The organism is Weissella coleopterorum, from assembly GCF_011304355.1.
Taxonomy (GTDB): Bacteria; Bacillota; Bacilli; order Lactobacillales; family Lactobacillaceae; genus Weissella; species Weissella coleopterorum.
Map to the genome: position 1 here is coordinate 1,250,763 of NZ_CP049888.1, position 24,021 is coordinate 1,274,783.

Sequence of the window (24,021 nt, forward strand, 5' to 3'; positions counted from 1 at the left end):
TTTATTTATCATTTTCAAATTTTACAATCAACCAAAAGTATAGCATATCTTTGCCTGATGCCATTTCAATTCGTTTAAATCTTATTATGGTCTTTAACATTTGTACTGACTGTCATCCCCTAGCTAGACAAAAAAGAGCCCCAAATAACGATTGGCGCTCTCTTGGAAAAATTGACCCATTCACATCTTAATCTTGATGTTTTGGTCGATCTTCAGTATGTAATTGACGAATTAAATCATCAATTTTATTACCATAAAGTACAGAGTCATCTTTCTTAAAGAATAATTCTGGTGTTTTATAGATGTTTAATGTGGATCCAACTTCTTTTCGAATTAAGCCAGTTGCTGCAGCCAAGCCATCCGCCGCTTTTTGATTCACAGATGCCAACTCCGACAAGACACTATAATAGATCGTTGCTTGTTGTAAGTCGCCCGTTACTTCCACTCCTGTAATAGTCACATCTTGGACGCGTGGATCACGAATTCGTTTTAATAAAATTTCATTTACTGAACGTTGAATCTCTTGTTCTAGACGACCAACGCGGAAATTTTGTTGTGCCATTGAAACCTCCTGTTCATTAACGCTTATCACCCATTTATAAGATCAAGAATAATCTTACTTTGGCTTAACCTCAACCATGTGGTAAACCTCAATTTCATCACCGACTTTTTCATCGTTATAATTTTCAATCGTCATTCCAAAGTCAGTTCCGTTCTTTACTTCCTTCACATCATCTTTACCGCGACGAAGTGAACCAATTTTACCATCAAACACGACGATTCCATCGCGGATCAAACGTACGCTTGAATCGCGAGTAACCTTTCCACTCATCATCATTGAACCGGCAATCGTCCCAACCTTTGAAACTCGGAATAATTCAAGAATTTGCGCTGTTCCGATAACTTGTTCTTCAAAGACAGGCTCTAATTGGCCCTTCATGGCCGCTTCGATTTCATCAATGGCGTTATAGATCACTGAATGTAAACGAATATCAACTGAATCTGATTCAGCTTGCATCTTAGCTTGTGGTGTTGGTCGTACATTAAATCCAACAATGATTGCTCCCGATGCTTCAGCCAAAGTAATATCAGATTCATTGATGGCTCCAACAGCGGTATGAATAATGTCAACCTTAACACCCTCGACATCAATCTTCTTCAAAGAACCAGCCAAAGCTTCTACTGATCCTTGAACGTCTGCCTTAATAATTACTGGAACTGATTTCATTTCGTTTTCAGCCATTTTATCAAACAGATCGGCCACTGAAACAACATTATTTCGCTTACGATCTAATAACAAAGCTCGCTTAGCACGTTCTTCACCAGCTGCACGTGCAGTTTTTTCGTCCTCAAATACTACGAAGCGATCTCCTGCAGAAGGCACATCATTTAGTCCCGTAATTTCAACTGGTGTTGACGGCGTGGCTTCTTTAATGCGACGTCCCCGATCATTGGTCATAGTTCGAACTTTACCGAAAGTATTTCCAACTACAATCGGATCACCAACGTGCATCGTTCCTTGTTGAACTAAGACAGTTGCAATAGCCCCACGGCCCTTATCCAATCGTGCTTCAATCACTGATCCAGCAGCACGTTGATTTGGATTAGCATGCAAATCCAAAACATCTGACTGAAGTAAAATCATTTCCAATAATTCATCAATATTTTGCCCAAACTTAGCTGAGATATTAACAAAAATCGTATCTCCACCATATTCTTCTGGGATTAATTCATATTGCATCAATTGATTGATAACATTTTCAGGATTAGCTCCTGGCTTGTCAATTTTATTGACCGCAACGATAATTGGCGCATTCGCTGCTTTCGCATGATTAATCGCCTCAATTGTTTGGGGCATCACACCATCATCGGCCGCGACCACTAGAATGGTAATATCAGTGATATCCGCTCCACGTGCTCGCATGGCTGTAAAGGCAGCGTGACCTGGTGTATCCAGGAATGTAATCACGCGTCCGTTTAATTTAACTTGGTAAGCACCAATATGTTGAGTGATTCCACCCGCTTCACCCTCAGTAATATGAGAATTACGCAGATAATCTAGCAATGTTGTTTTCCCGTGATCGACGTGTCCCATAATAGTTACCACTGGGGCTCGTGGCTCTAAGTCTTCAGTATTATCTTCATCAGTCTCAAAGAATTTGTCTAAGTCAGTGATATCGACTTCAACTTTTGGTTCAGCATTAATTCCATAATCAGCCGCCAAAATTTCAATCGTATCAGCATCCAATGATTGATTTTGGTTAACCATTACTCCGAGCATAAACAACTTTTTGATGATTTCGGTTGCATCACGATGAATTAACTTGGCAATGTCTTGAACGTTCATCCCAACTGAATAAACCAATGTTTCTGGTAATGGTTGATCCTTTCGAACAGTTGGTGCCGGACGATTCGCAGTGTTATTATTACGGTTCCGGTTATTACGCTTCCCCCGGCGATTTCCGTTATTATTTCCCCGACGGTCGTTCCAACCACCATTATTATTGCGATTGTTCTGATTTCCTTGACTCTTTTGAGCAACTACAACCTTCTTGACCGCTGGTTTAGCGGCTTTTGTTGGTTGGCTTTTATTTTCTTGTGTTTTAGGTTTTTGATTCTCAGCTGACTTTTTTTCCACCGGTTGAACCTCTTTTTTATGATTAGCTGCTTTGGCTGGTTGGTTTGTCTCTTTTTTAGCCGGCTGCTTCTTTTGACGTAAAGTTGCCTCCTGCTGTGCATCAACAGTTGACATATGCGATTTAACTTCAAATCCTGCAGACTGGGCTGCAGCGACTAATTCCTTTGATGGAACATTCAATTCTTTTGCTAATTCAAAAATTCGCTTGGTCATTGAGTTTCCTCCTCTTGTTTTAGATATTCTTTCATTTTCTTAGCAAAGCCTCGATCTGCAACTGCAACCAATGAACGTGCCATCCCAGTCGCATCTGCAATTTCTTGTCGAGTTAACGTTGTTGAAAAAGCAACATTATAGCTCTGTGTTTTATTTGTAAATTTCTTTTTGGTACTGTTACCACCATCTTGGGCAAAAAATACAAGTTGTACTTTCCCGTTGCGAACAGCTTTTAAAACCATATCTTCGCCGGTCACTAATTTACCAGCACGACGGGCCAAACCTAAAAGATTTAATAATTTTTGTTTATTGTCCATTACCAAATAATTCCCGTCGTCCTTGTTGATGGTCGACATATGCAATTAATTCATCATAGAATTCATCATTTAAAGTTGTGCTAAATGCCCGATCAAAAGTATGTTGTTTCTTTGCTTTTTTGGCAATTTCAACGTCAATTTTTAGATAGGCACCCCGTCCATTGGCACGGTTGGTCTCATCGAGCTTGACCGTTCCTTCTGGTGTTTTAACGATCCGTATTAAATCTTGTTTTGGGACCATCTCACCCGTAACAAGATCTTTACGCATTGGAATTTTACGTTCTTTCATCGTTAACCTCCAACCTCTAATTTAGGTCCAGTTCTTCAAACGCTTGTGCGGCTTCATTCACGGCTGACTTGGGGGTAGCTGCTGATCCAGCTTTTTCTTCCATTTCAGCATATACTACTTCCCGTTGGGCCTCTGGCTTAATATCGATTGAGAAGTTCGTTAATTTTGCTGCCAGACGCGCATTTTGGCCCCGCTTTCCAATGAAGAGTGAAAGTTGGTCATCAGGTACTAGGACGGTCACTCCACGTTCATTCGTTGGGTCAAAAATAACTTCCAAAACTTCCGCCTTATCAGTTGTGCGTAAAGCATTCACAATAAATTCAGTTGGATCTTCTGACCACTGAATAATATCCAGATTTTCTCCCGACAATTCAGAAATAACCGTTTGAACACGTGCTCCACGTTGTCCGATCATGGTTCCTACCGCATCCAAGTTTTCATTATATGAAATAACTGCTACCTTTGATCGGTCGCCTGCTTCACGAGCAATCGACTTAATTTCCACCGTTCCATCTTGCACTTCGGGCACTTCAGCTTCAAACAGACGTTTGACTAGATTAGGAGCTGTCCGTGAAACGAATATTTGCGGCCCCCGCTTTGATTCTTGCTCAACTTCGGTCAACAAAACCTTAATGCGATCACCATTTCGATAACTTTCGTTTGGCATTTGATCTTGCGTCTTCATGGCCGCCTCTTTACCACCAGGCAATGTTACATATAGATAACGATTGTCTTGGTAAGCCACTTCACCCGTGATGACATCATCTAAGTCATCCTTATATTCATTGTAAACCTTCATTCGTTCTGCTTCACGAACTTTTTGAATAATAATTTGCTTTGCTTTTCCAGCTGCCAATCGTCCAAAATCACCCGGGGTCACTTCAAATTTAATTTCATCCCCGATTTCATAATCTTTATGTAATTTATGTGCATCTTCAAGGGTAATTTGTAAATTATGATTTTCTAATTCATCTTCAGAAACTACCGTCTTAATTTGATAAACTTTAATGTTTCCCTTTTTACGATCAAAATTAACTTCTACGTTAGTTGCGTCATCGTAATTTTCTTCATAAGCTTTTGCAAGCGCAACTTCAATGGCTTCAATTAAAACTTCTGCTTGAATTCCGCGTTCCGTCTCTAAAGCATCTAATGCTGCAACAATTTCTTTACTCATTTTTTCATCTCCACTTATTAATCTGTACTGACTTGACGTGCTTTTGCAATCGCATTTCTTGGAACAACAAATGTTTGATCTTCGTTTTCAATCACTAATTGGTCTGAATCAAAATCAACTAACTCACCCTTAAAGACTTTTTCACCATCAATTTTTTGATAGGTACTAACCTGGACTAGTTTATTTAATGCCCAGTTGAAATCTTCATCCGTGTTTAAACTTCGATCTTGAACTAACGCTAATTTAGAACCTTGAATTTCTGACCAAGCAACTGGAGTCAAAACATTTTTATTTTTAATCGTTTGCCGAATGATCACGCCATTTTCTTTTAGCTCAATTAATTCGCCAGCCAGATCATTCGTATTAGCTTTAGTATCTTTTAAAGTAATCACAATCTTTTGATGTAAAGCCCATTCATAATCGCGCATTTGGCTCAATGGACGTTCAGCCCCAGGTGATGAAACATCAAGCATATATGCCGCAGGGAAAGGATCTGGTTGAATTGTATCAATTAACTCACCAATGATCTCTGTTAAATGGACCAAGTCATCCATCGTAATCGCACCACTTTTACGGTCCACTAAAGTTCTTAAGACCATATCCCCATCCATTTGCTCATACTCAATCGCCCAAAGCATGTAGCCTTGTTCGTCAAGAACTGGTTCAATTACGTCACGAACTTTTTCAATAATTTCAGTCATAGGACTCCTCCTTTATTCATTAATCAGAATTCAAAGCATGATATTTTCCAAAAAAATGAGCGGTCTAGAAAAGATTTCCAGACCACTCGATTAAGAGCTTTTATTTACATCTACCATCATAGCATTTTAAAAGAGCCTTGACAAGTTTTGACCCTATGCGAAAAAATCAATTAAAACTTGAGCTGATTGTTTTCCTGCAGCAACTACAAACTCATCATATGACATTCCGGCCTCGCCATTCGCATTATCTGAAATAGCGCGCACCACTGCAAACGGCACTTTAAATTGAGTTGCCACTTGAGCAATGGCCGCCCCTTCCATTTCACCGGATTGAACCGATGGAAAATGAATCTTAATCAACTGCTTTTGCTCCGCAGAGTTAATAAAAGTATCTCCTGAGACAATTAAACCTTGCTTAACTTGTGCATTCTTATTCTGATATGAAGCGATTAACCCTTGAACTAAATCTTGATCTGCTATAAACCGAGCTGGTTGTTGCGGCACTTGACCGTATTCATATCCAAAAACTTGCGCATCAGCATCAAAGTAAGCTAATTCATCTGCAACAATCACATCTCCAATTTTGAGTCCATCACCTAATGCACCCGCTGAACCCGAATTGATAACACGGTCGATATCAAAATGAGATAGCAATAGTGTTGCCGTAAGTGCTGCTGCCACCTTACCAATTCCGCCATTAACTACCACAACTGCATTCGAACCAATCGTGCCCTCATGAAAATTTACACCGTGAACCTTTTGAATGGTTTCATTTTTCATAGATGCTAATAACCCATCCATTTCCGTTTGTTCGGCATTTATAATTCCGTATCGCATTTGTGTCTCCTTCTGACTTAGATAGTATTTCTTAATTAATATGAATCAATATTTCTGAACTATGCTATAAAAGAAATAAAATTAACCAAGTGACAATAGAACCTAATATCAACCAAAAAATGGTCCAATTTAATCGATACTTCAACCGATCCGTTTTACCAGCTGGTGTTAATTTTCGGGTTTGTGGATTAATTTCAAATTTACCTTTATGGGTTAACCGATTTTCAGCCCGGGTTAACGGTTTTTTTAAATCATCCCCAGAATACCTTTTTAATTGCTCGAATACACTTTCAGAATCCTCTAGTTCATCATTACCGCTATTCCGATTAAAAATGTTTTTCCAGATTTTTTTCATCTTATTTTTGCCGCCTTCAATCTTAATCCTTGCCAATATAGAAAAGCGAGACTAGTTTTGACATCATTTAATTGACCAGTTTGAAACATTTGCTTCATCGTTTTGAAATCGACCCACTCTAAACTCAATTGTTCGTCTTGGTCTTGTGGCAACGCATTTTGAACAACTGATAAATCTTGTGCATGATAAATATATATTTCTTCATCTGCAAAGCCAATTGACGAATAAAATTTCGTCACAAGTTCTAAGGTACCTGCGGCTAAACGAGTCTCTTCGTTTAATTCGCGAACTGCCGCCTGTACTGGATTAGAATCACGTTCATCCATTTTACCTGCCGGAATTTCAATTGTCATTGCCCTGATAGCTGCTCGCCATTGATGCACTACTAACATTTGGTCATCTTGATTGATCACAATGATCGCTACTGCGGGTGCATGGTGCACAATTTCTCGATAGGCCGTTGTACTATCTGGTAATTGAACTTTTTCCTTTACAACATCAATAATTTGACCCGTATAGATTACTTCTTCTTGCAAAACCCGTTCTTGATAATCTGTTATTTTTAAATTTTGATTCATTCTGTTTCTAGATCCCGACTAACTAAGGCTGCTTGTGGCCCTCTTACCCCATTAATAACAACTAATTTAACATTTTCACCAATCGTCAAATTCCGATTGCGATCTTCAATTCCTGAAAAATGTACGAAAACATCATCTTCATTGGGAATTTCGATATACCCATATCCATCTTTTTCATTCCAACTTTTAACTGTTCCACTAATTTTTTCCATTTTGTTTAATGCCCCCAGCTCATAATAATAAATATAATCAACGTCATAGTTGTTGCGAATTCTATAACTCGCCACCAAATTTTGATAAAACGTTTGACTGTATAGCGTTGTTCCCAAAAGCCCTGATACAATGCCAGTGCAATTCCCCATAAAATTAAGATCAAAAATCCATATGGAGTGAACGCTAACTGCCATCTTTGAAACGATATAGCTCCAATTTCCCACCAAAGCAGGGGAACTACAATACTGAGAGGCTTGATATGTCTTGGAATCATTTTTAATAGCGGTAGTGATCGACCAAAATTCAAGAAGATCCAAAAAATTAAGATCGCACCCAAACCGAGCTTCCAATCAATTATTGAAAACATATCAATTCTCCTTTCATTAATTTTTTCATTATAGCATGTAATCCTACTCAAATTAAAAAACGTTTGTTACAATGTATGTCAGGTAAATGATTAGAAAGAGAGAAACCATGGCTAAAAAAAAGAAATCACGTATGGCAAAAACGTTACAAATTTTTGTCTATCTCATGTTATTTCTAGCACTAACAAGTGCTTTCATCACCGTTTTTTACATTATTTAATGCTTAAAACAAACCCAATGCGTTCTACTAAAAGAATTCATTGGGCTTTTTTGTCATCATTTTTATTTCGTATTCATTTCTTCATCATCCAACCAGATTCCCGAAACATCAAATTGAGTTTGTAATTTATCCCAATCTTCACCTATGGTAACCACTTTACCTGCATGACCATTTAAGTCTGTATTAGAATACAAGGTCAAAGTCCAATTTTCTCGAATCCCCCATTGCGTATATAAACGTGGAAGATGTTTAGGTTCTAAATTTCGCGCCAAAACTTTATACTTCGTATTTCGGTCAACTGGCATTAGTGCCTGCCCTGAAATAACTCGAAGCATTTGAAGGGCAATATTAGGATTTTCACCCACTTCAGACAATGATTGAGCAGGATAGATTCCAGTAATAATATCTTGCACATAAAGATTATTTTCTGCTGTGACCAAAAAATTCACCGTCAAGGCGCCCACATATTGAATTGCTTGCAAAATTTCATCTGCAGTTTCGTATAAAGCTTGTTCCAGTTCTGCTTCTAGTCGGATCCCTGCAGCAGTTTGCTGTCCCCCCTGCTGCATTGTGGTTTCCAGCAGCGGATAACTTACATGATGCCCGTCCTGATCAATCACCAATGGTAAACTAACTTGCTTGGCATCCGCAACCCAAGTTTCCACTATTAACTGGCCACCATCGATTAATGGCGCAACGAGACCTAAGTCCCATGACCCCATTAAAATAATTGCTTGGCTGTTTTGACCTGTTTTAAAAATTGATTTAACTTGGACTGGGTAGCTTAATGAACTAGCCACTAAAGCTACTTCATCTAATGTACTAGCAAGTTGATAGGGCAAAATATTAATCGCATTTTCTTCAAATAGTCCACGCAACAAAGTAGCATCACTAGTTAGTTCCAATAATGTTGTTCCTTGAAGCATCTCAATTTTACTTAATCGATCCATTATTTCAAACGATAACCAATTTTGATTATAAATAATGACAGTTGATAGTCCCACAAAATCATCCCATTGCGCAGCTTGCATAAACCAATAATCTGCTTCCGTACGATAATTCTCATATTTATTTTCTGTAAACAAAGCAATATTGAAACCCATTTTATGAGCTTCACGTATTAGGGGAGCGTTCTTGGTATTATCACCCAAAATTCCAATTGTACTTCCTGGTAAAATTTGCATTATCACTACTCCTTAATGATCATATTGAGTTAAATTATACATATTAATAATCTCAATCAATTTTTTCGCATAATTGGGGTCAGTCGCATATCCTCCATCTACTAACGCTTGGGCTGCCTCTTCAACATTTTCTCCTGAGACCACTCTAGCATATCGATTCGGATTATCAGTCGTCCCTCTTAACAAAAGGTCAGCATGATCCTCCATTGATGCCTGCCATGAACTATAAACGCGAAAAGGAGCCTTGACTTTGACCCATTTATTATCTTCATATTCACTCGTTGACAAAGAAATACTTTGCATGCCTGCGGAAGCTTTGACCCCAAAGAAATTATTATATTTATATGCTAATGTTGACTGCCCCCAATCAGATTCTAATCCTGCCTGAGCAATACTGATTGAAGCTCGAATCCCCGTTTGAGTTTGGATATCTTGCGCTTCGGGGGCAATTCTTTGAATAAACTGCTTCTTCGTTAATTGATTCATGGGTAGTTTACTAACATCAACATTTTGACGCGGTTGATAATGTAGTAGGTCTGATGCTCGGCTAACCACAATTAGTAACAGACATAAAGCGATTAAAACACGGCCAACCTGTAAATGACCTTTTTTTACAAATATTTTCCCAAATTTAAATTTCTGTATACTTTTTAACCATTTTTTCTTTTTTCTTGCCATTTACATCCCTACCTAAATCCTTCAATTTTTATGAATAAAATTTTTGAAGGCTATTGGTTATATAATACCAAATTTAAGTTAAGAGCACCTTAATCAAAATAATCAATATGATGTTCAGCCAAAAATGGTTTAATATCATCCATCATCACTGCGTCCCCTAATTGTTCAGCTCCTGTATAAGCACGAATATATGCTTTACACGATTCTTTTTTCTCATTCTGTAATTTCTTTAAATATCCTTCAACTAAATTTAAACGTACTAATTCAGCAGTTAACGTGACTTTAGAGGCATGATCACGGGCTTGTCTTAAAAACTTTTCAGCCATGACGAGCGATTTTTGCTCTAATTCTAATTGGGCACTCTGACGGTAAATACCCACAATTAAATTATTATCTAATACGCTGTGCTTAATTCCTTGAAAATTACGTAATTTTTTTAATACAATTGCATTAGAGTAACGTGCTTTATCACAATCCTTAAGCTTCAACCATACCTCTGTTGTGACCATTTCAATTTCCAAAATCAAGTTGCGTTGTAAAGGCGTAACCGCAACACTCGCATTTTGTAAATCATTTAAAGCACCAAAAAAATTACGTGCACTTAGCTCTAACTGAGCATGTAACGTATGAAACAACGGTTTCGCTTCATCGGGTAGATGTTTAATATTACACTGTCTTTTTAAGAGCTACCGCGCCGTTCCATAATTGCCAACGTTGATCGCATTTCGCACAGCATTTAAATTTAAATAATTGGGTTCTTCTAATGATACAATTTGATCTAAGTCAATTTGCAGACGGTGACAGATTTCTTGAAGGATCACCATACTAGTTACATGGCTCTCACTTTCCATTCTAGAAATCAACGATTGGTGACATATTCCATCCGCTAATGACCTCTGACTTAATCCCATTGATTCTCTTTGATGTTTGAGTATCTCACCCTTAATAATCATCGCAATCCCCACTCTCCTTTAAGATAGTTTCAAGTATATTGGGGAAATGCCTACAAAACAACCCTTTAATTAATTATTTCGATTACCAAATTATATCGACATAAAAATATTCATATTAATTCATATCACTATTATTAATAATTTGAATGGGTTGCTTATCATCTGTAGTCATTAAAAGTTTTATATATATTATTTCATGATTTTAATCATCAAATAAATTTTAATATAATAAATAATTACTATTAAATCCAAATCTTTTATTTATATTTTTTCATCAAGCTGGAATGAAGATCAAACAGCTACAATATCAACTTGGCCATGATGATGTTCAAACAACCTTGGCAATTTATAACGTTGTTACAAGGGAGATGAAAGCTACTACTGCTGATATTTTTACCAGTCTAGTAAATTTCTAAAAAGTCCCACTTAAGTACCCTTTTATTCGAACTTCGGCGAATGATTTTGAACTCCCACGAACACATGTATAAAAACAAACCCCATCATATCAACGATCATCGCGATATAACGGGGTTTTAATTAATTCATTTTTCATATAACGGAGACAGAGGGATTCGAACCCTCGCGCCAGTTTCCCGACCTACACCCTTAGCAGGGGCGCCTCTTCAGCCTCTTGAGTATGTCCCCATAAGTTTAAGAAAAATCCTAAACAAATGGGCCTGACAGGACTCGAACCTGTGACCTCTGCGTTATCAACACAGCGCTCTAACCAGCTGAGCTACAGGCCCATAGAGCGGACGACGGGAATCGAACCCGCATTCCCAGCTTGGAAGGCTGGAGCACTAGCCATTGTACTACATCCGCTTAATTAAGTTTGTAAATAACACCTTCACATTAAAATAATAATATGAAAAGCGGACGACGGGAATCGAACCCGCATTCCCAGCTTGGAAGGCTGGAGCACTAGCCATTGTACTACATCCGCTTAATTAAATTTTAAAATGGCATAAAGCCAATGGCGCGGGAGGGAATCGAACCCCGACACTACGAGCTTCAATCGTATGCTCTACCAACTGAGCTACCGAGCCATTATAACGGTCACAACGGGGTTCGAACCCGTGATCTCCTGCGTGACAGGCAGGCGTCCTAGCCAACTAGACCATGCGACCAATTGCGGGTGTAGGATTTGAACCTACGACCTTCGGGTTATGGGCCCGACGAGCTACCAGACTGCTCCAACCCGCGATAATAATATTAAATGAAACAAGGAGATGGTGGGATTCGAACCCACGCGCCGGTTTCCCGACCTGACGGTTTTCAAGACCGTTCCCTTCAGCCAGACTTGGGTACATCTCCAGAAATTAATTAACAAAAATCCATTAATGGACCTTGTCGGACTCGAACCGACGACCGGACGGTTATGAGCCGTCTGCTCTAACCAACTGAGCTAAAGGTCCTTGGTTAAGTCAAATCGCGGCGGGGGGAATCGAACCCTCGACCTCCCGGGTATGAACCGGACACTCTAGCCAGCTGAGCTACACCGCGAAATATAATAATTTTAAATCATTATAGAATCGGGACGACAGGATTCGAACCTGCGACCCCCTGGTCCCAAACCAGGTGCTCTACCAAGCTGAGCTACGTCCCGATATTAATTATAAATAGTCATAAAATGACTAATGCACCTAGCAGGAGTCGAACCTGCAACCTTCTGATTCGTAGTCAGACACTCTATCCAATTGCGCTATAGGTGCGTTAATATATGTTAAATGCTGGATGCCGGAATCGAACCGGCACGATGTTTCCATCGGGGGATTTTAAGTCCCCTGCGTCTACCTATTCCGCCAATCCAGCAATGCCGACTAAAGGGTTCGAACCTTCGACCTCCGCTTTACAAGAGCGATGCTCTACCAACTGAGCTAAGTCGGCAACTGCTTATTGCCTTTTTATGATGCCTTACGGCAATGGATCGTCAGGGGTTCGAACCCTGGACAAATGGATTAAAAGTCCACTGCTCTACCAACTGAGCTAACGATCCAGATGGACGTTACAGGGATCGAACCTGTGACCCCCTGCTTGTAAGGCAGGTGCTCTCCCAGCTGAGCTAAACGTCCATGATTGCGTCGCGACTTCCTATCCTCGCAGGAGGCGATCCTCCAACTACTTTTGGCGTTACTGAGCTTAACTTCTGTGTTCGGGATGGGAACAGGTGTGACCTCAGTGCTATCGTTACGACACGCTTACGAGAATTAATTTTCTCAAAACTGAACCATATTGTCAAGTACTTTTTAAAAAATATAAATGAACCACCACGTCGTATTCAACTTGGTTAAGTCCTCGAACCATTAGTACTAGTCCGCTCCATACCTCACGGTACTTCCACTTCTAGCCTATCTACCTCATCATCTATAAGGGGTCTTACTTCTTTCGAATGGGAAATCTCATCTCGAGGCGAGTTTCACACTTAGATGCTTTCAGCGTTTATCTCATCCGTACATAGCTACTCAGCGATGCTCCTGGCGGAACAACTGATACACCAGTGGTACGTCCACCCCGGTCCTCTCGTACTAAGGGCAGCTCCTCTCAAATTTCCTACGCCCGCGACGGATAGGGACCGAACTGTCTCACGACGTTCTGAACCCAGCTCGCGTACCGCTTTAATGGGCGAACAGCCCAACCCTTGGGACCGACTACAGCCCCAGGATGCGATGAGCCGACATCGAGGTGCCAAACCTCCCCGTCGATGTGGACTCTTGGGGGAGATAAGCCTGTTATCCCCAGGGTAGCTTTTATCCGTTGAGCGATGGCCCTTCCATGCGGAACCACCGGATCACTAAGTCCTACTTTCGTACCTGCTCGACCTGTTAGTCTCGCAGTCAAGCTCGCTTTTGCCTTTACACTCTACGAATGATTTCCAACCATTCTGAGCGAACCTTTGAGCGCCTCCGTTACCTTTTAGGAGGCGACCGCCCCAGTCAAACTGCCTGCCAGACACTGTCTTCCACCACGATTAGTGGTGTGAGTTAGAGTGATCATACAACGAGGGTAGTATCCCACTATTGCCTCCATCGAAACTAGCGTTCCGATTTCTACGGCTCCTACCTATTCTGTACAAGCTGCACAAGCACTCAATATCAAGCTACAGTAAAGCTCCATGGGGTCTTTCCGTCCTGTCGCGGGTAACCCGCATCTTCACGGGTATTTAAATTTCACCGAGTCTCTCGTTGAGACAGTGCCCAGATCGTTACGCCTTTCGTGCGGGTCGGAACTTACCCGACAAGGAATTTCGCTACCTTAGGACCGTTATAGTTACGGCCGCCGTTTACTGGGGCTTCAATTCGCACCTTCGCTATTGCTAAGCACTCCTTTTAACCTTCCAGCACCGGGCAGGCGTCAGCCCCTATACGTCATCTTTCGATTTTGCAGAAACCTGTGTTTTTGATAAACAGTCGCCTGGGCCTATTCACTGCGGCTCAGCTTGCGCTGAGCACCCCTTCTCCCGAAGTTACGGGGTCATTTTGCCGAGTTCCTTAACGAGAGTTCACTCGCACACCTTAGGATTCTCTCCTCGACTACCTGTGTCGGTTTGCGGTACGGGCAGGTAAACACTAACTAGAAGCTTTTCTCGGCAGCGTGACATCATGGACTTCTCTACTTTATTTCGATCCTCATCATCACTTGTTCTTATAGGGATAAGCATTTAACTACTCCCAAAACTTGTGATTTAACCCAGCACTTCCAGTCGCTGGGATCCATTAGCCTTCTGCGTCCCTCCATCGTTCAAACATGTTCACCTGGTACTGGAATCTCAACCAGTTATCCATCGACTACGCCTTTCGGCCTCGCCTTAGGTCCCGACTAACCCTGGGAGGACGAGCCTTCCCCAGGAAACCTTAGTCATTCGGTGGACAGGATTCTCACCTGTCTTTCGCTACTCATACCGGCATTCTCACTTCTATGCGCTCCACCAGTCCTCACGGTCTGACTTCATTGCCCATAGAACGCTCTCCTATCGCGCCACTTACGTGGCACCCGTAGTTTCGGTGGTGTGTTTAGCCCCGGTACATTTTCGGCGCAGAATCACTCGACTAGTGAGCTATTACGCACTCTTTAAATGGTGGCTGCTTCTGAGCCAACATCCTAGTTGTCTATGCAACTCCACATCCTTTTCCACTTAACACACACTTAGGGACCTTAACTGACGATCTGGGCTGTTCCCCTTTCGACAATGGATCTTATCACTCACTGTCTGACTCCCGGACATACGTAATTGGCATTCGGAGTTTATCTTAATTTGGTAACCCGAGATGGGCCCCGCACCAAAACAGTGCTCTACCTCCAATACGCTACATTCCGAGGCTAGCCCTAAAGCTATTTCGGAGAGAACCAGCTATCTCCAAGTTCGATTGGAATTTCACCGCTACCCACACCTCATCCTAGCATTTTTCAACATGCACAGGTTCGGGCCTCCAGTGCGTCTTACCACACCTTCACCCTGGACATGGGTAGGTCACCTGGTTTCGGGTTTACAACTACATACTATGGCGCCCATTTCAGACTCGCTTTCGCTACGGCTCCGGTCTTTCCACCTTAACCTTGCATGTAATCATAACTCGCCGGTTCATTCTACAAAAGGCACGCCATCACCCATTAACGGGCTCTGACTTCTTGTAGGCACATGGTTTCAGGAACTTTTTCACTCCCCTTCCGGGGTGCTTTTCACCTTTCCCTCACGGTACTGGTTCACTATCGGTCACTAGGTAGTATTTAGCCTTGGGAGATGGTCCTCCCAGATTCCGACCGGATTTCACGTGTCCGGCCGTACTCAGGATCCTACACGGGAGATTGTCTGCTTTCGTCTACAGGGCTATCACCTTGTTTCGCGTGGCTTCCCAACCACTTCGACTAACATACAATTTTGTAACTCCACAACGGTAGTCCTACAACCCCAAAGTGCAAGCACTTTGGTTTGGGCTCTTCCGGGTTCGCTCGCCGCTACTGACGGAATCGATATTTCTTTCTACTCCTGTTGCTAATGAGATGTTTCAGTTCACAACGTCTACCTTCAACTAGTCTATATATTCAACTAGTGATAACTTGCATAACAAGTTGGGTTCCCCCATTCGGAAATCTCCGGATCAAAGCTTACTTACAGCTCCCCGAAGCATATCGGTGTTAGTACCGTCCTTCATCGGCTCCTAGTGCCAAGGCATCCACCATGCGCCCTTAATAACTTAACCGATCAACTTTCGTTGATGATTCAAGTTTGAGTATGCGACCTTACGGTCGCTTGCGATTACCACGATATAAATATCGTGATGAACTAATTAAAAAACTCAAAAAATAACGCGGTGTAATTCACTGTCAATCATCATTGCGATGATCAACCCTTGATTTACTCGGTTCAATTTATATTGTATTCAATAAAATTGAAATTTTTAAAATTTACTTATAATATGATTCAGTTTTCAAAGAACTAATTACAGAGAGATAATTCTCTCAAAACTAAATAACGTTTCAACGAAGATGCAGGTTTCCGATTTTCCTTAGAAAGGAGGTGATCCAGCCGCAGGTTCTCCTACGGCTACCTTGTTACGACTTCACCCTAATCATCTGTCCCACCTTAGGCGGCTGGCTCCTAATAAAAGGTTACCTCACCGACTTTGGGTGTTACAAACTCTCATGGTGTGACGGGCGGTGTGTACAAGACCCGGGAACGTATTCACCGCGGCGTGCTGATCCGCGATTACTAGCGATTCCGACTTCGTGTAGGCGAGTTGCAGCCTACAGTCCGAACTGAGACAAGCTTTAAGAGATTTGCGCACCCTCGCGGGTTGGCGACTCGTTGTACTTGCCATTGTAGCACGTGTGTAGCCCAGGTCATAAGGGGCATGATGATTTGACGTCATCCCCGCCTTCCTCCGGTTTGTCACCGGCAGTCTTGCTAGAGTGCCCAACTGAATGCTGGCAACTAACAATAAGGGTTGCGCTCGTTGCGGGACTTAACCCAACATCTCACGACACGAGCTGACGACAACCATGCACCACCTGTCACTTTGTCCCCGAAGGGAAAGTTCCATCTCTGGAGTGGTCAAAGGATGTCAAGACCTGGTAAGGTTCTTCGCGTTGCTTCGAATTAAACCACATGCTCCACCGCTTGTGCGGGTCCCCGTCAATTCCTTTGAGTTTCAACCTTGCGGTCGTACTCCCCAGGCGGAGTGCTTAATGCGTTAGCTTCGTCACTCAAGGGCGGAAACCCTCGAACAACTAGCACTCATCGTTTACGGTGTGGACTACCAGGGTATCTAATCCTGTTTGCTACCCACACTTTCGAGCCTCAACGTCAGTTACAGTCCAGAAAGCCGCCTTCGCCACTGGTGTTCTTCCATATATCTACGCATTTCACCGCTACACATGGAGTTCCACTTTCCTCTACTGCACTCAAGTTATCCAGTTTCCAAAGCAATTCCTCGGTTGAGCCGAGGGCTTTCACTTCAGACTTAAATAACCGTCTGCGCTCGCTTTACGCCCAATAAATCCGGATAACGCTTGGAACATACGTATTACCGCGGCTGCTGGCACGTATTTAGCCGTTCCTTTCTGGTAAGATACCGTCACACACTGAACAGTTACTCTCAGTGTCATTCTTCTCTTACAACAGTGTTTTACGAGCCGAAACCCTTCATCACACACGCGGCGTTGCTCCATCAGACTTTCGTCCATTGTGGAAGATTCCCTACTGCTGCCTCCCGTAGGAGTATGGGCCGTGTCTCAGTCCCATTGTGGCCGATCAGTCTCTCAACTCGGCTATGCATCATCGTCTTGGTGAGCCATTACCTCACCAACTAACTAATGCACCGCGGGACCATCTCTTAGTGATAGCAGAACCATCTTTTAAATCAAAACCATGCGGTTTTAATTGTTATACGGTATTAGCATTTGTTTCCAAATGTTATCCCCTGCTAAGAGGTAGGTTTCCCACGTGTTACTCACCCGTTCGCCACTCACTGCAATGTTGAAAATCAAATCTGAACAAGTTCTTCATATCATTTCAACCACAGTGCGTTCGACTTGCATGTATTAGGCACGCCGCCAGCGTTCATCCTGAGCCAGGATCAAACTCTCAATTTAAAATTGAAGCTTGAGTATAACTCAATCTTTTTTTGTTGTTTAACAGATGTTAAACGAATTTACTAGCGAAATTGACTTCGCAAATGTTTGTATCTACCATATTATAAATATGAGACACACCTGCACATTTGTTTCATCGAAACGTTATTTAGTTTTCAAAGAACTATTCATTGTTGCGTTTCAACAACGTTTATAAATATATAACATATCAAACTCAATGTCAACATTTTTTTATAAACATTTTTTAGCGATAATATTTCAATTGCTTACCTGCTAAACGACAACTTAATCATAATACTCAATTTGAAAAGACATGTCAACGCTTTTTGCAAAAAAAATCAATTAATTTGTTATATGCAAATAAAAAAAGCGTCTCTTAACCCTCTTACCAACGTCAGAAAGGCTAAGTTACGCTTAATAATATTGATTTACTCTAATCGTGCAACACCAGTTACATCAACTTTAGTGATTAACTTTGACAAGTTTCCAGCACTAGCAAATGACATTCCCAAATTACTTAAACGTTCTAAGTTCAGGGTGCTCTCATCTAATAATTCCAATGTGTATAAAGATACTAAATCATCTTGAATAGATAATCCTTGTGTATGCCAAGCTCCTAGTTCACCTAATCGTAACGTATCAGGATCAATCCCTAGTTCATTTTTAATGCCCGTAAGTAATGCACCTAATGCAGTATCATTCTTATGCCGATGCATCTTAACTGTAAAAAATTTAGAAGCTGGTTGATCTGTTACTAGGAAGAAAGTTTGATCTCCCCGGGTAAAATAAATAGTTCCTGCAATCAATGACATACGCCAATGTCCTTTCAATTCCACAATAATGTTGCGATATCTTATCTTAAGCGTTCTAAAGCTTCTTGTAACATTTGTGAATGTGATTCTGCAATTGTTTTAAACCCATACTCGGTATATTGATTCGTCCAATAATGAATTTTACCCTTCTTAGGATACTTTTCCACCACAATTGGTAGCTTAATTTCGTCTAGTAACGTTTCTCGGCGCGATAGTGAAATTTTGTTTGAATATTTATCAATGTTTAAAACCACGACCTTTACCACATCTCCAACGGCCAATTCTTCATCCACGCTTTTAATATAGGCTGAGCGACACTCGGAAATGTGAACGAGTCCTTGCGTATGGGCATCCAACTGTAAAAAAGCCCCATAAGGTTGAATCCCAGTAATCACGCCTTCAACTAATTGTCCAATGTGATATCCCATGTTCTAACCCCGATATATTTTAATAAAAAGCCTAAGCTTCTATATATGCACGCGTAATGACAATCGGATCTACCGGCTTATCAGCATAATCAACTTTCACCTTGGCAATTGCTTCCACTGTATCTATACCATCTAAAATATGACCAAAAACAGTATGACGACGATCTAGCCATGGAGTTCCACCTTCAGTGGCATATCGCTGAGTAACTTCTTTTGGCATAATCGCGTCCAATTGCTTAATCATATCATTAGGAACTCTTGATGCTTCAACAATAAAGAATTGTGATCCGTTTGTATTTGGTCCCGCGTTCGCCATTGATAGCGCTCCCCGGAAGTTAAAGACTTCATTTGAAAACTCATCTTCAAATGCGTCACCCCAAATTGATTCTCCACCCATTCCAGTTCCAGTGGGATCCCCCCTTGAATCATGAAATCATTAATTACTCGATGGAAAATAATTCCATCGTAATATCCTTTTTCAATTAACCCTGTAAAATTTTCCACCGTCTTAGGCGCTTGAGTTGGAAATAATTTAAACTTTATTGTCCCCTTGGTCGTTTCAAAAACAGCGATTGGACCCTCAACATTTTCTAAATCAAATTGTGGTAACATTTATATTCTCATTTCTTTTAAAATTATTATTAATTATAACACATCAAAATAACTGGTAATTACATGATATGATGGATAAAATGTTTAATTGATAACTACCTACAACAAAAAATGGAGAATCTAACTATCATGAACTATTTTCAAATATTAATAGATATTATGTTACATCTAGATAAACATCTAGCCCACTGGGTAAATATTCTCGGTCCTTGGTCGTATGTATTGCTATTTGCCGTGATTTTCATCGAAACCGGTGCAGTGATTCTACCATTCTTGCCTGGCGATTCACTATTATTTGCCGCGGGAGCAATTGCCGCCATTCCAGGTAGCCAACTTCATCATTATGCACTAATAATCTTATTCTGGTTTGCAGCTGTCCTAGGTGATTCTTGTAACTTTTTCCTTGGTCGCACAGTGGGACTCAAACTAGTTCAGCATCCTTTTCTTGGACGCTTCATTAAACAAAAACAATTAGATGAAGCCAATACATTTTTCATCAAACATGGACCACTCGCAATTATTTTCTCACGTTTCTTACCAATCATTCGAACATTAACTCCGTTCGTAGCTTCTGTTTCTGGATTTTCATATCGTACTTTTGTCACCCTCGATATTATCGCGGCTACCCTTTGGACCGTCATTGCCGTTGAAGCTGGCTTTTACTTTGGAAGCATCCCTTTCATTCGTGATCATTTTTCATTGGTCATTATCGGTATTTTAGTGGTTACTGCCCTACCCGCCATCATTGCCGGACTACGCTCATATCTGACAGGTAGAAAAGAAAAGCAAATGGATCAGGATCAATTTGAGAATTAATAAAAAAACACTTCGAATAAGTTTCGAAGTGTTTTTATTTATCATTTTTTATTTGGAATGTGGTTTTAATTGCACTGCTTTACCCGGTTCCAAGTTATCATCTTCGTATAAGGAAGACTCACTTTGCCACCATTGATATAATTTTGAAACTAGCACTTTTAATACCGCATATCCCGGAATCCCAAATAAAACACCTAGAAAACCAAACATGTTCCCAGCTGAAAGTAAAATAACAACCACCGTTACCGGGTGAATTTTCAATGAATCACCAAGCAGTTTAGGGGAAATAACTTTTCCTTCAAGCAATTGTTCAACCGAAAAGACAATTAAGATTTTAACTAACATCATTGGTGAAATAAAAATCGCCACAATAACTGCGGGAACCATCGCTAAAAATGAGCCTAGGAATGGAATTAAATTTAAAAATCCCGCTGCAATTGCCAACAACCATCCATATGGGAGACCTACGATGGTAAATCCAACCATAAACATAATTGCTACCGCGATCGCTACTGCAATTTGTCCACGAATATAATTAGACATTTGTGTATTGATCTCTGTCAACGTAGCACGCATAGAACTTTGCATTCGTTTGGGTAGAAACTTAACCATGAACCCAGGTAATTGGTGTCCATCTTTCAACAGATAGAAAAGAATCAATGGGAAAGTAATGATCGTGACAATCACTGAGCTCATCGTTCCAAAGACGGATGAAACATGCAACGTCCCACCACTGGTCAAAGACTTCAAAGTATGCTCAATCATCTGGTCGTTATTTTTCACCCACTCATTAACAACCTTAAAATTACTGTTTTTCATCAATGTGTCAGACCAATGAGAAATTCCATGCCAATATTCTGGCCAGTGTTGCACTAAGCTATAGATCTGATTTTGCAACCATGGAATCACAGCAATAATTGCTAACCCAATTAGTAAGAGTAACCCAATGAATTGTCCCGTAATCGTAACGACCCGATTGACACGGTAACGTTTCTCTAGCCAGTCAACCATCGGATTCATCAAATAATACAATAATCCGGCAACAATGATTGGAGCTCCCACTGCGGAAAAGAGCGAGAATAGTGGGTTAAAAATAAAATTAACTTTCTCTAACATAAAAATAATGATCAAAACTAACAGAACCACTAATAGCGCTGAAACAAATTTATTATTCCAAAACCATTGCCACGTCCAAGATCGGTTTGATTGATACTTTTTGTCCATATATTTATCCTACCTATTTTATTTGGGACTAAATTCAACCCGAACACCTTCAGGAATCATAAAATCTTTTTGCTGTAACTTCAATTTACCGGTCCGGGCATCTCGCTTGAACACGCTGACATTATCAGTCTTCTGATTGGCCACGATTAAATAACCGTCGTCGGCATTCAATGCCATATCTCGTGGGAAATCACCTTCCGTACTAATTATTTGTATCAATTTCGCCATTTCACCTGCTACGTCAAAGACTGCAACTGAATTATGTCCTCGATTTGAAACGTAGACAAAGTTACCATCTTGTGAGACCCGGATTGCTGCTGCCCCATTATGCATTGTCCAATCATCGGGGATGGTTGCTAGCGTCTGCTTGAGTTGGAACTTACCTGCCTTGTAATCTAAAATTAATAATTTTGATGACAATTCTCCTAATAAATATGCAGTTTGTCCATCCGGACTAAATCTAATGTGTCGGGGTCCAAAACCGGCCTCCGTTTTAAAAACAGTTTTATTAGTTAATTGTCCATTTGCTGATAAATCAAACACCAAAACTTCATCAGTCCCTAAATCCACAACTACTAAGCGTTGGTCAGGTGTTAAATTAGCAAAATGAATATGCGAACTTGTTTGTTCAGGAAGTGGCCCATTGCCTGTATTTTGGAATTTATCAACTAAAGATAACTTCCCATCCTGATCAATTCGGAAAACTTCGACCGTCCCGCGATGATAATTTCCTGAAAACAAAAAACCACGCTGTACGTCCATTCCTAAATACGCTGGTGACGCCCCAGGTGTCACAACTATCTGTTTGATATCACCTGTTTTACTATTCACAACAGCAATTCCGCCCTCATCGTCGATTTTATCAACGGTATAAATCACGTCGTCTTTTGCCACTTTGGTATATGTTGGACTCCCAAGTACTGAAACAAGCCGCGCATCTATCAATTGACCGTCTATTAGTTTAGCTTGATACAACCCTTCTGAAATTCGTCTTGTATAAGTCCCAAAGAAAACTGTCTCACTTTTCATTCATCTATTCCCCCAATCATTATGTTCCACAATTAATTATATCATGGTCGCGCTTTCATATATTTTATTAAAAATTTTTTTAAACTATATTTACTAAAAATACAAAAAAACGTCGACTCATAGTCGACGTTAATTATTATCTGAAGCGGACGACGGGAATCGAACCCGCATTCCCAGCTTGGAAGGCTGGAGCACTAGCCATTGTACTACATCCGCAATTACTTGTCGTTGCCTTAACAACATAAACTATTATATCTAATAGCCAAGTAATTGTCAATCATCTTTATCTTATTTATTTAATTTTATCCCGATTGTTCATTCAACCATTTTTACTAGCGCTCAACACGCACCTTTTTTAAACTTATAACAAATGCTTCTCATCTTTTTCATTAAAGTTAGAGACAATTTCAATATGTTTCTGAAAATTTTCAAAAACCATCGGTGCATCACCACCGTATTCACCGTCCAAATTAACCATAACTTTTTCATCTGCATTCAAAGATTCAACTTCCACATGCGAAGATTTAACATAAATCAAGTTCGGATCATCAACATGACGCCCACCATTTAGGACTTCAGTAATTAATGTCATAATTTCAGGGATCTTGGTCGTTTTAACAATCAACACTGTGAATTTTCCATCGTTTAACTTCGCATCGGGGACAATCGATTCAAACCCACCAACCGAATTAGTCAATGCCAAGAAAAACATCGATGATGGTCCTTCATAGATTCCCTCATCATGTTTAACTCGTAAATGCATCGGTTTTGTTCGTGGAATTAACTCAGCACCTTTCACAACATACGCTAAATAACCGTACATTGATTTTAATTTTGAAGGAACTTTATAAGTTAACTCTGAAATTGACCCACCAGCTGCAATATTAATAAAATATTCTTCATTTGCTCGACCAACGTCCATTAAAGCTGACTGATCTTTTAAAATAACCGAGGCCGCTTCAAAAGGTTCATTTCTAGGAATTCTTAAAGCCCGCGCAAAATCATTAGTCGTCCCCGCAGGAATGATCGCCAATTTTGGGCGGTTTTCTAAAGGAGCAACCCCGTTGACAACTTCATTAATGGTTCCATCGCCACCGGCTGCCACCAGCAAATCAAAGCCATCCAATGCCGCCCGCCGTGCTTCTTTTTCCGCTGATTTCGGGCTAGCGGTAGTCGCAAATGCAGAGGTTTCATATCCGGCTTTTTCATAGACAGCCAAGATATCGACTAAATCACGGCGAATTGCTTCTCGTCCCGAAGTTGGATTATAAATAATACGTGCCCGCTTATTCATCA

At 40.7% G+C, this 24,021-nt stretch carries 21 protein-coding genes, 17 tRNA genes, 3 rRNA genes and 2 pseudogenes; 2 read left to right on the top strand and 41 right to left on the bottom strand.

Annotated elements, in window-relative coordinates:
* Positions 1 to 187: 187 nt before the first annotated feature.
* The 15 genes from rbfA to G7084_RS08290 form a co-directional block, all read right to left on the bottom strand.
* Positions 188 to 562: a 30S ribosome-binding factor RbfA gene (gene rbfA / locus G7084_RS06280; protein ID WP_166011068.1), complete on the bottom strand. Its 375-nt coding sequence runs from the start codon at positions 560 to 562 to the stop codon at positions 188 to 190.
* Between the two features lie 54 nt (positions 563 to 616).
* On the bottom strand, positions 617 to 2,851 hold the full coding sequence (infB, locus tag G7084_RS06285; protein ID WP_166011070.1) for a translation initiation factor IF-2: 2,235 nt from the start codon (positions 2,849 to 2,851) through the stop codon (positions 617 to 619).
* Positions 2,848 to 3,168, bottom strand: coding sequence for a YlxQ-related RNA-binding protein (locus G7084_RS06290; RefSeq protein WP_166011072.1), 321 nt, complete (start codon positions 3,166 to 3,168; stop codon positions 2,848 to 2,850). The genes infB and G7084_RS06290 overlap by 4 nt, the downstream gene beginning before the upstream one ends.
* Entirely contained in the window at positions 3,158 to 3,457 is a 300-nt protein-coding gene (gene rnpM, locus G7084_RS06295) for an RNase P modulator RnpM (RefSeq protein WP_166011074.1), read from the bottom strand. The genes G7084_RS06290 and rnpM overlap by 11 nt, the downstream gene beginning before the upstream one ends.
* A gap of 16 nt (positions 3,458 to 3,473) precedes the next feature.
* The gene (gene nusA, locus G7084_RS06300) at positions 3,474 to 4,631 is read right to left on the bottom strand and encodes a transcription termination factor NusA (RefSeq protein ID WP_166011076.1); all 1,158 of its coding nucleotides are present in this window, start codon (positions 4,629 to 4,631) and stop codon (positions 3,474 to 3,476) included.
* 17 nt (positions 4,632 to 4,648) lie between these two features.
* The gene (locus G7084_RS06305; protein WP_166011078.1) at positions 4,649 to 5,332 is read right to left on the bottom strand and encodes a ribosome maturation factor RimP; all 684 of its coding nucleotides are present in this window, start codon (positions 5,330 to 5,332) and stop codon (positions 4,649 to 4,651) included.
* A gap of 153 nt (positions 5,333 to 5,485) precedes the next feature.
* Entirely contained in the window at positions 5,486 to 6,169 is a 684-nt protein-coding gene (locus G7084_RS06310) for a 5'-methylthioadenosine/adenosylhomocysteine nucleosidase (RefSeq protein WP_166011081.1), read from the bottom strand.
* Between the two features lie 64 nt (positions 6,170 to 6,233).
* Positions 6,234 to 6,524, bottom strand: coding sequence for a hypothetical protein (locus G7084_RS06315; protein WP_246163771.1), 291 nt, complete (start codon positions 6,522 to 6,524; stop codon positions 6,234 to 6,236).
* Entirely contained in the window at positions 6,521 to 7,102 is a 582-nt protein-coding gene (locus tag G7084_RS06320; RefSeq protein WP_166011083.1) for an NUDIX hydrolase, read from the bottom strand. The genes G7084_RS06315 and G7084_RS06320 overlap by 4 nt, the downstream gene beginning before the upstream one ends.
* Complete coding sequence (locus G7084_RS06325) at positions 7,099 to 7,314, bottom strand: cold-shock protein (RefSeq protein WP_166011085.1); 216 nt, start codon at positions 7,312 to 7,314, stop codon at positions 7,099 to 7,101. Before G7084_RS06325 ends, G7084_RS06320 begins: the two co-directional genes overlap by 4 nt.
* 5 nt (positions 7,315 to 7,319) lie before the next feature.
* The gene (locus tag G7084_RS06330) at positions 7,320 to 7,682 is read right to left on the bottom strand and encodes a DUF3397 family protein (protein WP_166011087.1); all 363 of its coding nucleotides are present in this window, start codon (positions 7,680 to 7,682) and stop codon (positions 7,320 to 7,322) included.
* A 280-nt stretch (positions 7,683 to 7,962) separates the two neighbouring features.
* Positions 7,963 to 9,084 carry an ATP-grasp domain-containing protein gene (locus G7084_RS06340; protein WP_166011091.1) on the bottom strand — a complete coding sequence of 374 codons (1,122 nt, stop codon included), beginning with the start codon at positions 9,082 to 9,084 and terminating at the stop codon, positions 7,963 to 7,965.
* 12 nt (positions 9,085 to 9,096) lie between these two features.
* Positions 9,097 to 9,762, bottom strand: a complete 666-nt coding sequence (locus tag G7084_RS06345) for a glycoside hydrolase family 73 protein (protein WP_166011093.1) — start codon at positions 9,760 to 9,762, stop codon at positions 9,097 to 9,099.
* 89 nt (positions 9,763 to 9,851) lie between these two features.
* Entirely contained in the window at positions 9,852 to 10,397 is a 546-nt protein-coding gene (locus tag G7084_RS08285) for a hypothetical protein (RefSeq protein ID WP_246163773.1), read from the bottom strand.
* Positions 10,398 to 10,448: 51 nt separating this feature from the next.
* Positions 10,449 to 10,715 (bottom strand): helix-turn-helix domain-containing protein, encoded by a 267-nt coding sequence (locus G7084_RS08290; protein WP_246163775.1) that lies wholly within the window; start codon positions 10,713 to 10,715, stop codon positions 10,449 to 10,451.
* A gap of 275 nt (positions 10,716 to 10,990) precedes the next feature.
* On the opposite strand from G7084_RS08290, the pseudogene G7084_RS06355 reads away from it, so the two are divergent.
* Positions 10,991 to 11,131: pseudogene (locus G7084_RS06355) on the top strand (site-specific integrase); the annotation flags it as partial.
* Between the two features lie 141 nt (positions 11,132 to 11,272).
* On the opposite strand, the gene G7084_RS06360 reads toward G7084_RS06355, so the two are convergent.
* From G7084_RS06360 to G7084_RS06465, 22 genes and pseudogenes are all read right to left on the bottom strand, one after another.
* A tRNA-Ser gene (locus G7084_RS06360) sits at positions 11,273 to 11,360 on the bottom strand.
* 27 nt (positions 11,361 to 11,387) lie between these two features.
* Positions 11,388 to 11,461: transfer RNA gene (locus G7084_RS06365), tRNA-Ile, on the bottom strand.
* 4 nt (positions 11,462 to 11,465) lie between these two features.
* A tRNA-Gly gene (locus G7084_RS06370) sits at positions 11,466 to 11,537 on the bottom strand.
* A gap of 49 nt (positions 11,538 to 11,586) precedes the next feature.
* Positions 11,587 to 11,658 (bottom strand) — tRNA-Gly (locus tag G7084_RS06375).
* Between the two features lie 31 nt (positions 11,659 to 11,689).
* Positions 11,690 to 11,761, bottom strand: a tRNA-Phe gene (locus tag G7084_RS06380).
* 7 nt (positions 11,762 to 11,768) lie between these two features.
* A tRNA-Asp gene (locus tag G7084_RS06385) sits at positions 11,769 to 11,842 on the bottom strand.
* A gap of 2 nt (positions 11,843 to 11,844) precedes the next feature.
* A tRNA-Met gene (locus tag G7084_RS06390) sits at positions 11,845 to 11,918 on the bottom strand.
* Positions 11,919 to 11,939: 21 nt separating this feature from the next.
* Positions 11,940 to 12,029 (bottom strand) — tRNA-Ser (locus G7084_RS06395).
* Between the two features lie 27 nt (positions 12,030 to 12,056).
* A tRNA-Ile gene (locus G7084_RS06400) sits at positions 12,057 to 12,130 on the bottom strand.
* Positions 12,131 to 12,144: 14 nt separating this feature from the next.
* Positions 12,145 to 12,218: transfer RNA gene (locus G7084_RS06405), tRNA-Met, on the bottom strand.
* A gap of 29 nt (positions 12,219 to 12,247) precedes the next feature.
* Positions 12,248 to 12,321 (bottom strand) — tRNA-Pro (locus G7084_RS06410).
* Between the two features lie 32 nt (positions 12,322 to 12,353).
* Positions 12,354 to 12,427: transfer RNA gene (locus tag G7084_RS06415), tRNA-Arg, on the bottom strand.
* A gap of 16 nt (positions 12,428 to 12,443) precedes the next feature.
* Positions 12,444 to 12,527 (bottom strand) — tRNA-Leu (locus tag G7084_RS06420).
* A gap of 2 nt (positions 12,528 to 12,529) precedes the next feature.
* A tRNA-Thr gene (locus tag G7084_RS06425) sits at positions 12,530 to 12,602 on the bottom strand.
* 36 nt (positions 12,603 to 12,638) lie between these two features.
* A tRNA-Lys gene (locus G7084_RS06430) sits at positions 12,639 to 12,711 on the bottom strand.
* 3 nt (positions 12,712 to 12,714) lie between these two features.
* Positions 12,715 to 12,787, bottom strand: a tRNA-Val gene (locus G7084_RS06435).
* Between the two features lie 6 nt (positions 12,788 to 12,793).
* A 5S ribosomal RNA gene (gene rrf, locus G7084_RS06440) occupies positions 12,794 to 12,910 on the bottom strand.
* Positions 12,911 to 12,998: 88 nt separating this feature from the next.
* Positions 12,999 to 15,913: ribosomal RNA gene (locus G7084_RS06445) — 23S ribosomal RNA — on the bottom strand.
* 310 nt (positions 15,914 to 16,223) lie between these two features.
* A 16S ribosomal RNA gene (locus G7084_RS06450) occupies positions 16,224 to 17,804 on the bottom strand.
* The 16S, 23S and 5S rRNA genes sit together here with 16 tRNA genes alongside, the layout of an rRNA operon.
* A gap of 428 nt (positions 17,805 to 18,232) precedes the next feature.
* Entirely contained in the window at positions 18,233 to 18,616 is a 384-nt protein-coding gene (locus G7084_RS06455; protein ID WP_166011095.1) for a hypothetical protein, read from the bottom strand.
* A gap of 41 nt (positions 18,617 to 18,657) precedes the next feature.
* Complete coding sequence (locus G7084_RS06460; protein WP_166011097.1) at positions 18,658 to 19,044, bottom strand: CvfD/Ygs/GSP13 family RNA-binding post-transcriptional regulator; 387 nt, start codon at positions 19,042 to 19,044, stop codon at positions 18,658 to 18,660.
* A 31-nt stretch (positions 19,045 to 19,075) separates the two neighbouring features.
* Positions 19,076 to 19,656 (bottom strand): annotated as a pseudogene (locus G7084_RS06465) (peptidylprolyl isomerase).
* 129 nt (positions 19,657 to 19,785) lie between these two features.
* On the opposite strand from G7084_RS06465, the gene G7084_RS06470 reads away from it, so the two are divergent.
* Positions 19,786 to 20,472, top strand: a complete 687-nt coding sequence (locus tag G7084_RS06470) for a VTT domain-containing protein (protein ID WP_166011099.1) — start codon at positions 19,786 to 19,788, stop codon at positions 20,470 to 20,472.
* A 48-nt stretch (positions 20,473 to 20,520) separates the two neighbouring features.
* On the opposite strand, the gene G7084_RS06475 is transcribed toward G7084_RS06470, so the two are convergent.
* From G7084_RS06475 to G7084_RS06490, 4 genes are all read right to left on the bottom strand, one after another.
* Entirely contained in the window at positions 20,521 to 21,696 is a 1,176-nt protein-coding gene (locus G7084_RS06475) for an AI-2E family transporter (RefSeq protein WP_166011101.1), read from the bottom strand.
* A gap of 18 nt (positions 21,697 to 21,714) precedes the next feature.
* The gene (locus G7084_RS06480) at positions 21,715 to 22,725 is read right to left on the bottom strand and encodes a lactonase family protein (protein WP_166011104.1); all 1,011 of its coding nucleotides are present in this window, start codon (positions 22,723 to 22,725) and stop codon (positions 21,715 to 21,717) included.
* A 144-nt stretch (positions 22,726 to 22,869) separates the two neighbouring features.
* Positions 22,870 to 22,941 (bottom strand) — tRNA-Gly (locus G7084_RS06485).
* Between the two features lie 145 nt (positions 22,942 to 23,086).
* Positions 23,087 to 24,019 carry a diacylglycerol kinase gene (locus G7084_RS06490; RefSeq protein ID WP_166011106.1) on the bottom strand — a complete coding sequence of 311 codons (933 nt, stop codon included), beginning with the start codon at positions 24,017 to 24,019 and terminating at the stop codon, positions 23,087 to 23,089.
* Positions 24,020 to 24,021: the final 2 nt, after the last annotated feature.